Here is a 12860-nt window from a genome sequence, read left to right on the forward strand (position 1 = left end):
TTTTTAGCCAATCAAAAAACCCCACTTTTTCTATTACAGGTTCCACCCTGGCTCGTCACCCGATCAGGATAAGGAAAACTTATAAAAGAAAAAGTGGGGTAATCCTTAAATTTTTTTAAAGTGAGGGAGTCTGTTCGTAAGGTAAGCGTATTTCAAAAACGGTGCGGATCAAATTGCTCTCGGCAGAAATCGTCCCTTCGTGGCGCTCGACGATATTTTTGGCGATAAATAGCCCGAGACCTGTGCTTCCGTTTTGATGGCTTCGGGCCTTGTCACCTGTATAAAACACCTCGAAAAGATGCGGCAGATCTTCCGGGGGAATCTCGTGACCATAATTGATAATCTGCACAACGACCTCGTCACCCGCAAGAAAACCGTTGATATCAACAAACTGCCCATCGTGCCCGTAACGGATGGCATTCGTCATGATGTTCTCGAAAACGCGTGCCAAGAGCTCGCCATCTCCGTAAACCGTCAATCGTGAGGCCACATTCATTCTCGTTTTCAACTGATTCTTCTCCAAGGAAGGATATAGCTCTTCGTTTAACTGCATGAGCAGTTCACTCAGGTCAATCAGGTTCTGTTGGATGGTGAGCATGCCGTAGTTCATTCTCGTAATCTCGAAGAGCTCGTCGATCAGCTTTTCCAAACGCTGCGACTTGGTAAAAGCAATATTCGTGTAATGTCGGGCTTGTTCCACCGTTAACTGCTCGTCCCGCAAGATGATGTCCAAATACCCTAAAACAGAAGTCAGTGGCGTCCGCAAGTCATGCGCCAGGTTTAAAACCAACTGATCCTTGCTGCTTTCGGCAAAATCTCCTCTTTGTACAGCTTCTTGCAACTTTTCACCCGCCAGATTGATGTCCTTGGCAATATCTCCAAACTCATCGTTTGACGGTAATTGAACATGATGGGTAAAGTCGCCGTTTGCAAGATGATGAATTCCTCTGGAAATCTCCTGAAAGTAGACGGCATACCGTTTGGTTAGCAAGAAGAAAAACAGTATGGCTAGTGGAACAAAAATAATCAGAAAGAAGTAAATGTCCCCTATTTCTCGCATAAAATAGCGAATCGGCGTCAACAAGCTTTCAAACTTTACCTGTGATCGATAGTAATACTGTAGCGCTTTAAAGATCACATAGGTAACCGAACCAGATAGAAGCAGACTTAGGCCCAGTAGCTTGACCATTTGGAACCGAAAGCTCCGTATCATCTTAGCCATGAAATGAGTAACCTACTCCCCAAACCGTTTTGATCCACTTGTTTTTCGTTTTTTCTTCTCCCAGCTTCTTTCGCAAGGTGCGAATGTGCACCATGACTGTATTGCTGCCTTCATAGTACGCTTCGCCCCACACCATCTCGAAAATATTGTCCGCACTAAACACCTTCTTTGGATATCTGGCCAGCAGGTAGAGAATATCAAACTCTTTCGGTGTTAACTCAATCGTTTCTCCGTACAGACTCACAGTTCGCTCCTCTGGATAAATGACAAGTCCACCTGCCTCTAAGACCTTGTTACTCGCTACTGCTACTGCTGGTTGATTCAGCTGCTTAAAGCGTCGCAGCTGGGCATTCACACGAGCAACCAATTCCATTGGATTGAATGGCTTGGTCATATAATCATCTGCGCCCATCACCAATCCCGAAATTTTATCCAGATCGGACGTCTTGGCACTCAAAAAGATAATCGGCATATTGTGCTGTTCACGAATGAGACGGGTGACCTCGTAGCCATCCAGTCCAGGCATCATAATATCGAGAATCGCCAAATCAATCGAATGCGTCTGCACAGCTTGGAGTGCTGCCTTTCCATCCGCTGCGATAATTGTATGGTAACCTTCTTTTTTCACATGTAAGGCAACGAGCTCCGCAATCTCCGCTTCGTCGTCGGCGATCAATATGGTGACCTGCTTCATCGTTTTCCCATCCCTTGTATACATTTCCTACCATTATAGCAGGTATCAATTAACTTTTCTGTTATCGTACACAGAGCTCGTTCATACAATTATGGATAATAATTACTTTCAGTTTGTTTTGACTTTGCAGACTTTTCTATATTACTATATTCATGTCCATATCATATCTAACATATATATACTTGGGGGTAATTTATGAAAAAACTAATGTTTGCTGTGGTTTCTGGTTTGTTGGCGCTTACAGTAAGTGCGTGTGGCACTGGCACAGATCAGGCTGCCTCAACATCCGGTGCAAAAAAGTACGTGTTTGGTACAGATGCAACATACCCACCCTTTGAGTTTGAAAAAGACGGAAAATACGTAGGAATTGACATCGACCTGATCAATGCAATCGCCAAAGAAGAGGGCTTTGAGGTAGAAATTAAGCCGATGGACTTCAAAGGAATCATTCCGGCTGTTCAAGCGAAGCAATTGGACGGTGCCATTGCGGGGATTAGCATCAATGATAAACGCAAAGAAATTTTAGATTTCTCTGAACCATACTATCAAGCAGGTCTTTCCTTGGTCGTACGTGAGGACAACACAACGATCAATGGAGAGGCAGATTTGGCTGGCAAAACGATTGCGATCAAAAAAGGCACGACTGGCGCGACCTTTGCTGATGAGCTCGGGCAAAAGTACGGCGCGACTGTCAAATACTTCGACGATAGCCCTTCCATGTTCCAAGAGGTTCAAAACGGCAATGCTGATGTAACCATCGAGGACTATCCGGTTATCTCTTATAAAATTACGGTAGACCCTGCTTCCAAGCTGAAAATTGTAGGCGATCGTCTCAATGGAGACCATTACGGCATCGCGGTTTTAAAAGGGAACAAAGAGCTGCAAGACAAACTCAACTCCGGTCTGAAGAAGCTGAAAGAGAACGGGAAATACGACGAAATCATTAACACATACTTGAGCACGAAAAAGTAAAAGGCGCAAGACGCGCCTTTTTTTCACCTTAGAAAGAATGGAGTTGTCCAAATGAGCAGTAGTTGGGATGTCATTGTCGACGCACTTCCTGTCTTGGCCCAAGGCTCTGTGGTCACGTTAAAAATAACGGTTATTTCCCTGTTTTTCGCTCTCTTAATCGGATTGCTTTTTGGCTTAATGAGCACCAGCCGTTCTAAACTACTCCGCGGCATTGCAACCGCTTACGTTGACTTTCTCCGCGGCACACCGCTGTTGGTTCAAATCTTCTTTATTTATTTTGGATTGCCGCCTGTCTTGGATATCAAAATTCCAGAGACAACCGCAGGTATTCTAGCACTCAGCCTCAACGCCGGGGCGTACCTGGCTGAAATTTTTCGCGGAGGGATTCTCTCTATCGATAAAGGACAGATGGAAGCTGCTCGTTCCCTCGGACTATCCCACGGAAAAGCCATGCGCCTGGTTATCTTGCCTCAGGCTGTTCGCCGCATGATTCCTGCTTTCGTCAACCAATTCATCGTGACGCTAAAAGACACCTCGCTCTTAACGGTCATTGGTATCCGTGAGCTGATGAACAGTGGTGAGATTATCATTTCTAGCAACTTCCGCTCATTCGAAATTTGGGCTGTAGTAGCGGTCTTCTATTTCCTGATGATTTACATCCTCAGTCTGCTGTCCCGTTCCCTTGAGAGGAGGTTTGCGAAATGATTCATGTAGAGAATTTGAAAAAGAGCTTTGGCTCGTTGGAAGTTTTAAAAGACATCTCGACTACCATTAAAGAGCGTGAAGTTGTCTGTGTCATTGGTCCCTCCGGCTCGGGAAAAAGTACGTTTCTGCGCTGCCTCAACCAGTTGGAAGAAGTAACATCTGGCAAAGTCACCATTGAGGGCATGGAGGTTACTTCCCCCAAAGTCGACATCAACAAGCTGCGAGAGCGTGTCGGCATGGTGTTTCAGCGGTTCAATCTCTTCCCGCATCTCACTGTTTTGGAAAACATCATGCTTGCGCCCAAGCACGTCAAAAATTCAGCGCGTCAGCAAAATGAACAAAAGGCGCTGCAACTCCTCAAAAAAGTAGATTTGGCGGACAAGCGAGACGTGTACCCTGATCGGTTGTCTGGTGGTCAACAGCAGCGCGTAGCCATTACCCGTGCGCTCGCCATGGACCCTCACATCATGCTGTTCGACGAGCCTACCTCAGCACTCGACCCGGAAATGGTCGGAGAGGTTCTTCAGGTGATGAAGGATTTGGCCAAAGAAGGAATGACAATGGTCGTGGTTACACATGAGATGGGCTTTGCCCGTGAAGTAGCCGATCGCGTGATTTTCATGGATGGCGGATACATCGTCGAAGAAGGCACACCTGCCGAGATTTTTGACAATCCCCAGCATGAGAGAACCAGGGCATTTCTCAGTAAAGTGCTGTAGACAAGCAACGGGCATGATGCGATTTTTTCATCCATCATGCCCACTTGGTTTTCCTATAAAACTACCTTACACATACTCATGCGCCAGCATCAAAAACACGCTGGACGTCCACGTAAAGGCCCGGTCCCTTAGTCCATCTCCTGTCAGCGCATCGAAGTTTTCCGCCATGCCACTGCGCGCTGCCATTCGGCAAAAGCGTCTGGCAATCTCCTGAGAAAACGCAACTTCACCTGCTCGCCGCAATCCATCGACCAAGAGCATCGTCACTGGCGCCCAGATCGGGCCTAACCAGTAGCCATCAGCGCGGTAGAAGGAGCTGGTTGGAATCTCTGTAGCCAGTCCATTCTCTGTCAAAAACCGCTCCTGCAAGTCCGTAATCAGCTTGGCCCGGATGTCCTGCGGCAGCTTTTCGCCTAGCACGAGAGGCATATAACGGATCAAGCTGTCTCCTTGTGTAGGCTGGTCGCTACCGGAGTGGGTCGCGAAGAAGTTTTCGCCATTCCAGTGCTTCTCCAGCAGTCGTTGCAGCGTCATTTCGGCCTTTTCCTGCCACCTCGCTGCCTCTTCGGGGCAACCCAGCCTATTCGCCAATTCCGCCAGCACATCCATTTGCAGAATCAAATACGCAGGCAAATCCGGGCTTTCAATCGGCGCCCCCTCGAGGAAAATCGTGCTGTTGTCCCAGCCGCAGTCATAGCCGTGATTGTACTGCGGAATCCCGTCCTGATCATCATCGCGGTAACGGAACCACCAATCGGTCCAGCGACAAAGCGGCTCGTACACTTCTTCCAGCATCTCGTTTATAATCGCGTCGTTCCGATCCAGCATCCAGCGCAGCGTCCAGCCGTGAATCGGAGGCTTGCAGCAATTCCACAACGCATACCGATCATTGATAAAATCAGGGAAGACACCACTCTCATCCTGCCTGTCGATAAAAATCATGAGCTGATCCCACGCCAGCGGCAAGTTTGCTCGCGTCAGTGCCATCGCATTGAAGCAATGATCCCAGCTCCAGATATTCGTCATCCAGTTTTTGGACATGTACATCGCGGACCGTGGCAGATAACCTTCAGGTCTCACCACACAAGACCAGGTGATGTACGCCGCGAGTTCTCTTGCTTCATTCAAGCCTTCGCGATGCTCCTCAGATACAGAGAGTGTCCGTTCCAGCCACTCGTCGTACTCTTTTTTTACCTGTGTCCATCCATCGGCAAAGGCAGGGTAGCTGCGCTCCTTCCATACCGTGTGGAACTCTTCCAATACGCCTTCCAGTACACCCGTTTCCTCGTCGGGAAGAAAGGTTACGCCCACTTGCTCTTCACGTGATGCCTTCGTAGGGTTGACCACAAGTGATCCAGCAAGTGGAGTCACTCGCAAGCGAATTTCCGTGGAAAAGTGATTGATTTCCCAACATCCGGCTCCAGCTTGAATCGCATAATCTGCTGCCGTCGATTCGAGCACCAGTCGCAAACCAACGCCTTGACCACGTACCTGCACCAGCTGCGGCTCGCTCATGCACAGCTTCACATCGCCTTTAGCCCCGTAAAGTCGCAGCAAGGTTGGCGTAGCCTCCGTCTTAAATGGAACTGTCACACCATCGGCTACCATTTCGATTCGAAAAATCGCACCATCGTGGTTGTCTCCTCCACGAATATTGCGCAAATATAGTCCTTCTTTTCGCTTGGCGTTACCCAGTCGCGAAAGTACGAGATACGACCCGTATCGGGTAAAAGGAACCATCCCTAAATCAAACAGCATATGTCTCACCTCGAGGTTGCTTGGTCGATCGTTTTCGATCGCGCTTTTCCAACAAACGACTCATTCTCGCGTTCATCCACCAGACAGGCAGGCTCGCCCCCAATAAGATCGGCAAAACAGGAATCGCTAGCAAGAGAATCAAGAGAAGGAGCAAGCCTCCCAGCGTGACGAGCGAATGCAACGGAAAGGCCGCGACTAGCCAAAACGATTGCTTGAGCGTCCGCTTCACGTCTGCATCCTCCCGAACAAGCAGGGAAAAAGCGTGGCAAGTGGTAGCCGCATGCAAGAATCCAATCCCCGCAAAAACAGCCGCGATCGAGAGCCCCAACAGAGAGCCCATGCGAAGGAAAAACACCACATCGACCCACAGGATTGCCCCCGTTAGCACCGTCCCTGCGCCAAGCCATTGGCTCCTCCAGAAATAGTGGCGAAAAGCATGCCAGAAGGCAGATGGAAGCCCGCGGTCATTCCACTTGCCGCTAAGTACGTCGTGTAGAGCCGCTGTCGCTGGAAAGATTCCAAAAACGATGCCTCCCAAGAGCGTGCACGCCACCCACATGAGATGCGCTGCCGCCATCCGCAACAATCGCTCACCAAATTGATGAAATGACCATGCCCAGCCTTCCCACTTCGCCCGATTCCCCACTGTGGCTCTCCCTCCTTATTTGATAGCTTCTTACTTAATAGCAACACCAGCTGAATTGTCTACGATATATCGTTGTGCGAGGAAAAAGAGGAGTAACGGCGGAAGCGAGATCAGGAGCGTTACCGCCATCAGCCCTGTAGCCTCTACTTCATACATCCCTTTAAATTGCGCCAGTCCCAGCGTCAGCGTGTACTGACTTTGGTCATTCAAGAAAATGAGTGGACCCAAATAGTCGTTCCATGTGCCCAAGATGTTGAATACACTCACCAAAATCAGAGCAGGCATCATCAACGGCATAATAATCCGGGCGTAAATCTGAAATGAACCCGCACCATCAATACGCGCCGCTTCATCCAGCTCACGAGGAATGGTCAAAATAAACTGTCGCATGAGGAAAATATAAAACGCTGATCCAAAGAACGAAGGCACAATCAACGGCTTGAGTGTGTTGATCCAGCCCAGATAGTTGAACTCCATGTACAGCGGAATCATCGTCACTTCCCACGGAATCATCATCGTCGCCAGAACGACCATAAACAGGAAGTCTCTTCCTTTAAACGTGAACCGGGCAAAGCCGTACGCGACCAGCGAAGACGATATCAATTGCCCAATCGTAGTCAGGATCGTCACTGTCAACGAGTTTTCCAAATACAAATTAAACGGCTGCGACATCCACGCATTCCCGAAGTTCTCCCAATGCAGCACATCCGGAATCCATTTGGGTGGATACTGCAAAATCTCAGCATCCGATTTAAGCGCAGTAGAGATCATCCAGTAAAACGGTGCGAGAAACAGGAAAGAGAAAAAGATCAAGCTCGCATAAGCGATTGTCTTGCGTATCAAGCTTCTTCCCCTCCCCTGCGGTTGTCGCCCTCGTAATACACCCATTTGCCGGACGTTTTAAATACGAGGAAGGTCAATACCAAAATGATCGCAAACATAAACCAGGAGTTCGCCGAAGCATACCCCATCTTGAAGTATTTGAAGGCGTTGTCATACGCGTACATGGCATAGAAATACGTGGATTGCAACGGTCCTCCTCCTGTGAGCAAGAGTGCTAGACTCAGCTGCTGGAACGCACTAATGATCGTCATAATCAGGTTGAACAAAATTGTTGGGCTGACCATCGGCAGTGTAATGCGGAAAAACTTTTGCACCGCCCCTGCCCCATCAATCGAAGCCGCTTCATACAAGCTCTCCGGGATGCTTTTGAGTCCCGCCAGGAAAATCAATACCATGGAGCCTTGCCCCCACAGACTGGCGATTACCATGGCAACGAGTGCCCACGACGTATCGTTTAGCCAATCTGGACCTGTAATCCCAACCAGACTGAGCAAATAGTTGAAAATACCGTATTCCCCGTCGTATACCCACGCCCAGATCATCGCCAGCGCCACACCAGAAATCACGCTCGGCAAGTAAAACACGGTGCGAAAAAAGCCACTGCCTTTTACCTTCTGATTCAGCATCATGGCCAAAAACAACGCGATGAACAAATTCAACGGGACAAACAACAGCGCAAATTTAATCGTGACCCAGAGCGATTGCCAAAACAATGGATCATCCGTAAACATATTGATGTAATTGTCCAAGCCGACGAACGTAACCTCACCAACGACAGGCCAATCAAAAAAGCTCATGACGAGCGAAAACAGCATCGGTCCCAGCGTAAAAGCGAGAAAGCCGAGAATCCAAGGCAAGATAAAAAGATAGGGCGTAAGAAACGCCCTTCCCTTAAGTTTTTTCGGTTGAACGGTCATGGCAGGCTGTTTGTGTGTCACAACGCTCTCTGTATTCAATTTCCTGACCCCTTCCCGTTATTTCAAGAATTTCTGGGAGTCTTTGACTGCCTTATTCAGTAATTCCTCGGCATTTTGTCCCATCATGATCGCATTGACCGCTGCAGAAAGGTTCCGGTTGATTTCGTTCCAATGCGGATTCAACAGGAAGGCTGGCGTGTCAGTTGATTGCTCCAATGTCTTGTAGAACGGCGCGTAGAGCGGGTCCTGATCGAGCTTCTTCTCTTGTACGACACTAATACGCACAGGCAAATCAGATGTACGCATCTTGATCGCATCGCTGGAAACGAAGAACTTCAAAAACTCCCAAGCCAGCTCTTTGTTTTTGGAATCCTTGGCGATCGATACTGAGGAGGTTGCAATGACACCCTTACCAGGCTTGCCAGGGAATTGTGGCATCACGACCGTACCAAAATCGACATTCGCCTTCTTGTACGACTCGAGCGACCATACGCCGTTGTCATACATCGCGAGCTTACTCGCTTTGAACAAGTCGTTGCCGCTCTGCTGGTTTTTGCCACCGACGAGCAAAGCGCTCTTGTCCTTCGCCAAATCACTGAAAATTTGCAGGGCCTCTGCTGTTTCCTTGCTGTTCATGTAGCCTTCGATGGCTTTTCCATCGGGGCTGATGAAGCTGCTGCCGTTGCTCCACACGAACTGCTGCAAATCGTACGTATCCGGCTCCGACCGAACAGCGAAGCCGTACTGCTTCTTGTCGCGAACAGTCAGCTTTTTGGCTGCCGATTTGAAATCCTCCCACGTCCAGTTGTCTGTCGGCAGTGGTACATTTGCTTCGTTAAACAGCTTTTTGTTGTAGAAGACGACCCGCGTCGAGAAGCCCGCTGGGAGTCCGAACAATTTTCCATCGAATCGATTATAGTTTAAGAGGCCTTGGTAAAAGTCGTCGATTGCCACTGATGGGTCCTTCTTTACGTACTCATCCAATGGCTCGAGCGAGGCGTTGTACGTGGGGAAATCCCACATGTACATGACATCCGGTGGGTTTTTCGCTCCGAATGCCGCTACCAGCTTCTGATCAAAACCATCTGCATATGCCTCGACTTGTACCTTCACACCCGGATTTTTCTGTTCGAATTGTTTCGCGATATCTTGTTGGATCTTCAGCATTTGGTCCGTATCCCATGTCGCAAAACGCAATGTAACCGTTTCCTTTTTATCAGACGACGCTGGCGTTGTCGTACCTGTGCTACTAGACGTCCCGTCTGTTCCTGCTGGCTGGGCTTGTGAACAACCAGCTACGACGGCCAAAAGAAGTGCCATGCCAGTTGCCATCCATTTTGACGCAACCTTCTTCATCTGTGATCCCCCCTAGATTTACCCCACATTTTTCTTTATTTTAATGAAGGGAAAAAAACGGTGAAACCGCTAATTGTTCGCAATAGTGTGTGAATTTGTTTCCTTTTTTTCGTTCTGATCAGGTTTGCGCGGTGGAGTGTACGATTGTTCGACTGGACTCCTCCTTTTGTTTGAAACGGTAGTGGCTCGGGGTCATCCCTGTATATTTTTTAAACCATTTGCTGAAGTATTTCGGGTCAGGAAGACCGACTCGCTCAGCTACCTCCTGTATGGACAGGGCTGTTTCATTCAGCATCGCTTGGGCCATTTTTACCCGGCGCTTATCGAGGAACTCCCCAAAGCTCTCGCCCACTCCCTTTTTAAACATGACGCTAAAATGACTGCGGCTCAGTCCCACCTGTGAAGCTACCTCACTGACCGTCAATGGCGTATCCAGACGATCGAGTGCGTAATGAACAGCCTGCTTGATCGGTTCCTGCCACGGGTCTTGAATGACGCCGTACTTGCGTGCCCGCTGCGTGCGCTGGTAGAGCATCCGTACCGTCTGAATCCACGATTCGAGTCCAGCAAACGGGCTTGCTGTCTCCCAACTCGTCACCTTTCCAGCCAGCTTCCACTCCACGAGCAAGGATTCTACCTGCCTGCCAGTACTTGCGGGGGTCAGCAAAAAACGAATATCACCACATGCAAGCCATTCCCATTCGCTCTCCAGCTCACTTGCTACCCATGCCCGCTCCTGTTCCTCCTGGTTCGCACTGCCCATCCCTTCCAAGAGCCAAACACGCATGGAATCGTTCATCCACGACCAGTGTGATTGCAGGAGGGAGGACAAGCTTTGCTCGAAATCCCGGCTCAAGCCAGTCAACCACGCACCGAATTCCCGCTTCCATTCATCCGGGCGTTCACGAACGTTTTCAGGTCGCGCACTCTCGCCTGCCAGCTCAGTCCGCAGCTTTTCCAACAACGTCCCCCATTCCTCATCCTGGAACTCGGTCTTCAACAAATATCCCGACACCCCGAGAGAGATTCCCTGCTGGGCAAAAGAAAAATCGCGGTGACAGCTGAGCAGAAGCACCTTTGTTTGTGGTGCGTGCTCCTTCACCCGCCTGCACAGCTCCAGCCCATCCATTTCTGGCATCACGATGTCCGTAATCACCAGCTCGGGCTGTATTTGCAGGAAAGCCTCCCAGCCTTTCCGACCATTCGGTGCATCCGCTACCACTTCCATCCCATAGCGACTCCATGGCACCATTGCCTTCAGTCCTCTTCGCACCAGCACTTCATCATCCACAATCATTACCTTGATGCTCATCAGGAATTTCCTCCCTTTTCGGCCACGTGATTTGAATTGTGGTTCCTTCTCCTCTGACAGATGAAATCTTCATGCCGTGCTCCATACGGAAATGAAGCTTGAACTTCTGATCGACGTTGTACACGCCGAGTCCCCGTTTGCTAGAACGCTCCAGATCAGGATCGAGAAGTTTGGCCAATCGCTGGGGCACAATTCCTGCGCCGTCATCTTGCAACAGTAGCGTCACAAGCCCTTCTTTTTCACTGACACTGATCCGGATCGTTCCGTGCCCATCTTCGAATGCATGGAAAAAGATATTTTCCAAAAGCGGCTGAAGAGTCATTCGCGGGATTAAATAACGGCGGCAAGCCTCTACTCCGGTCTGTTCAAATTGAAAAACAGGTCCGTACCGCAGCTCTTGGATTTGCAGAAAGTGCTCGACGGTTTGCAGCTCCTTTTCCAACGGGACGAGCTCCTGCGTGATGTCGAGGTTGCCCTCCAGTACTTTGATGAGATGATAGAGCATATTGCCGATTTCATTGGCACCAGATAATCTGGCTTTCCACTGGATCGAATTGAGTGTATTGAACAACAGATGCGGATTGATTTGGTAGTGAACGGCTCGCAGCTCTGCTTCCTTTTTCAACTGCTCGGTTCGACTCACCTCGGCGATTAGCGTCTGAATCCGCCTCACCATTTGGTTGAAGCTCACCCCTAACCGCCCCAGCTCGTCTTCCGTATCTACCTCTGCGCGAGTTTGTAGCTCGCCTGTTCCTACCAGCCGCATTGTTTCTTGCAGTCGCTTGATTTTCCCTGTAATTCGTCTGGAAAATAAATACGCCAAAAGAAGGGCCAGCACTGCCGAAAGAATCAGCGCCGCGATAAAGAAGGATTGAATCACTTCCGCAGAGCGGTTCATTTGCTCGTACGGCAAGCGGACCTGAATCATCCAGTTGTTGGACTCCAGCGGTTTGTTCCAGACGATATCGCTCTCTTGCTGGACGAACGTACCCGCAGTCTGGTAAATCAGCTCGCCATTTTTGGCTGTGATCGTCACATGCGCACTCATGTCCTTTTCCAGCTGCGAAAACAATTGAAACAGCTTGCCTGCTTTCATCTCGATCAAAATCCGGCTGTCATTCAACACGCCATAACCACTGAGAACGGGAACGACCAGGCCGAGCACCTTCTCCTGATTGCGCAGCTCCGCCTCATCCTGAAACCCGACATAATGCCTAGGCGTGTAAAAGCCAATCCATCGCTCCTCATCCAGCTTGGCGGGCAGTGCTCTCCACCACGATTCCCGCATCAGATCCTGGCCATTGATGACATTTTCCCCGAAAAAATAACCGGAGGGCGTCACGATAAAAATGCCTTTTGTATCAAGGTTGCGGTGCGCCCCCAGGTATCGCTCGAAATTTTTTTGTTCCAGAAAGCCTGTGTAGGTCTTCGGTTGTTCCTCCCGCATGACGACCAATGTCGGGTCAGACACGTACGTATTGATGTCATAGGCCATGTATCTCATTTGGCTCAGGTAGTTGTCGATCTGGATTTGCAGCTGTGTCGCGATATACTCGCCTGACTTGCTAAATTGCTCGCGAACGACCATCGACGATTTCCAATACGCCATACTCCCCAGAGTAATCAGCGGAATAATGGCTGCAATCAGCATAAAAGCGAGCAGCTTGGCATGAATGCTTCTGCGCGGGAAGAGCGACCATGACTTCATGTGACAAA

12 protein-coding genes are annotated in these 12860 nt (G+C 49.4%); 3 read left to right on the forward strand and 9 right to left on the reverse strand.

Annotated elements, in window-relative coordinates:
- Nucleotides 1–115: 115 nt before the first annotated feature.
- The gene (locus tag BBR47_RS28940) at nt 116–1222 is read right to left on the reverse strand and encodes a sensor histidine kinase (RefSeq protein ID WP_015893958.1); all 1107 of its coding nucleotides are present in this window, start codon (nt 1220–1222) and stop codon (nt 116–118) included.
- Nucleotides 1215–1916 carry a response regulator transcription factor gene (locus BBR47_RS28945; protein WP_015893959.1) on the reverse strand — a complete coding sequence of 234 codons (702 nt, stop codon included), beginning with the start codon at nt 1914–1916 and terminating at the stop codon, nt 1215–1217. The genes BBR47_RS28940 and BBR47_RS28945 overlap by 8 nt, the downstream gene beginning before the upstream one ends.
- 195 nt (nt 1917–2111) lie before the next feature.
- On the opposite strand from BBR47_RS28945, the gene BBR47_RS28950 reads away from it, so the two are divergent.
- Genes BBR47_RS28950 through BBR47_RS28960 form a run of 3 tightly spaced genes read left to right on the forward strand, consistent with a single transcriptional unit; the run spans nt 2112 to nt 4312 of the window.
- Nucleotides 2112–2888 carry a transporter substrate-binding domain-containing protein gene (locus BBR47_RS28950; protein WP_015893960.1) on the forward strand — a complete coding sequence of 259 codons (777 nt, stop codon included), beginning with the start codon at nt 2112–2114 and terminating at the stop codon, nt 2886–2888.
- Nucleotides 2889–2939: 51 nt separating this feature from the next.
- Nucleotides 2940–3593 carry an amino acid ABC transporter permease gene (locus BBR47_RS28955; protein WP_015893961.1) on the forward strand — a complete coding sequence of 218 codons (654 nt, stop codon included), beginning with the start codon at nt 2940–2942 and terminating at the stop codon, nt 3591–3593.
- The gene (locus BBR47_RS28960; RefSeq protein ID WP_015893962.1) at nt 3590–4312 is read left to right on the forward strand and encodes an amino acid ABC transporter ATP-binding protein; all 723 of its coding nucleotides are present in this window, start codon (nt 3590–3592) and stop codon (nt 4310–4312) included. Before BBR47_RS28955 ends, BBR47_RS28960 begins: the two co-directional genes overlap by 4 nt.
- Before the next feature lie 66 nt (nt 4313–4378).
- On the opposite strand, the gene BBR47_RS28965 is transcribed toward BBR47_RS28960, so the two are convergent.
- From BBR47_RS28965 to BBR47_RS28995, 7 genes are all read right to left on the reverse strand, one after another.
- Nucleotides 4379–6070 carry an amylo-alpha-1,6-glucosidase gene (locus BBR47_RS28965; RefSeq protein WP_015893963.1) on the reverse strand — a complete coding sequence of 564 codons (1692 nt, stop codon included), beginning with the start codon at nt 6068–6070 and terminating at the stop codon, nt 4379–4381.
- A complete protein-coding gene (locus BBR47_RS28970; protein ID WP_015893964.1) occupies nt 6060–6716 on the reverse strand; it encodes a YesL family protein in 657 nt (218 codons plus the stop codon). Before BBR47_RS28970 ends, BBR47_RS28965 begins: the two co-directional genes overlap by 11 nt.
- A 30-nt stretch (nt 6717–6746) precedes the next feature.
- On the reverse strand, nt 6747–7559 hold the full coding sequence (locus tag BBR47_RS28975; protein ID WP_081437287.1) for a carbohydrate ABC transporter permease: 813 nt from the start codon (nt 7557–7559) through the stop codon (nt 6747–6749).
- On the reverse strand, nt 7556–8476 hold the full coding sequence (locus tag BBR47_RS28980; RefSeq protein WP_070105190.1) for a carbohydrate ABC transporter permease: 921 nt from the start codon (nt 8474–8476) through the stop codon (nt 7556–7558). The genes BBR47_RS28975 and BBR47_RS28980 overlap by 4 nt, the downstream gene beginning before the upstream one ends.
- A gap of 57 nt (nt 8477–8533) precedes the next feature.
- A complete protein-coding gene (locus tag BBR47_RS28985; protein WP_015893967.1) occupies nt 8534–9832 on the reverse strand; it encodes an ABC transporter substrate-binding protein in 1299 nt (432 codons plus the stop codon).
- Nucleotides 9833–9950: 118 nt separating this feature from the next.
- Nucleotides 9951–11144, reverse strand: a complete 1194-nt coding sequence (locus BBR47_RS28990) for a response regulator transcription factor (RefSeq protein ID WP_015893968.1) — start codon at nt 11142–11144, stop codon at nt 9951–9953.
- On the reverse strand, nt 11116–12852 hold the full coding sequence (locus BBR47_RS28995; protein WP_041749731.1) for a cache domain-containing sensor histidine kinase: 1737 nt from the start codon (nt 12850–12852) through the stop codon (nt 11116–11118). Before BBR47_RS28995 ends, BBR47_RS28990 begins: the two co-directional genes overlap by 29 nt.
- Nucleotides 12853–12860 lie beyond the last annotated feature (8 nt).

Origin of the sequence: Brevibacillus brevis NBRC 100599 (assembly GCF_000010165.1) — a bacterium.
GTDB classification, from domain to species: Bacteria; Bacillota; Bacilli; order Brevibacillales; family Brevibacillaceae; genus Brevibacillus; species Brevibacillus brevis_D.

What these genes read in the sequence shown, in the direction of transcription:
- BBR47_RS28940 (WP_015893958.1), bottom strand. Translation starts at nt 1,222, where the DNA reads ATGGCTAAGATGATACGGAGCTTTCGGTTCCAAATGGTCAAGCTACTG.
- BBR47_RS28945 (WP_015893959.1), bottom strand. Translation starts at nt 1,916, where the DNA reads ATGAAGCAGGTCACCATATTGATCGCCGACGACGAAGCGGAGATTGCG.
- BBR47_RS28950 (WP_015893960.1), top strand. Translation starts at nt 2,112, where the DNA reads ATGAAAAAACTAATGTTTGCTGTGGTTTCTGGTTTGTTGGCGCTTACA.
- BBR47_RS28955 (WP_015893961.1), top strand. Translation starts at nt 2,940, where the DNA reads ATGAGCAGTAGTTGGGATGTCATTGTCGACGCACTTCCTGTCTTGGCC.
- BBR47_RS28960 (WP_015893962.1), top strand. Translation starts at nt 3,590, where the DNA reads ATGATTCATGTAGAGAATTTGAAAAAGAGCTTTGGCTCGTTGGAAGTT.
- BBR47_RS28965 (WP_015893963.1), bottom strand. Translation starts at nt 6,070, where the DNA reads ATGCTGTTTGATTTAGGGATGGTTCCTTTTACCCGATACGGGTCGTAT.
- BBR47_RS28980 (WP_070105190.1), bottom strand. Translation starts at nt 8,476, where the DNA reads ATGACCGTTCAACCGAAAAAACTTAAGGGAAGGGCGTTTCTTACGCCC.
- BBR47_RS28985 (WP_015893967.1), bottom strand. Translation starts at nt 9,832, where the DNA reads ATGAAGAAGGTTGCGTCAAAATGGATGGCAACTGGCATGGCACTTCTT.
- BBR47_RS28990 (WP_015893968.1), bottom strand. Translation starts at nt 11,144, where the DNA reads ATGAGCATCAAGGTAATGATTGTGGATGATGAAGTGCTGGTGCGAAGA.
- BBR47_RS28995 (WP_041749731.1), bottom strand. Translation starts at nt 12,852, where the DNA reads ATGAAGTCATGGTCGCTCTTCCCGCGCAGAAGCATTCATGCCAAGCTG.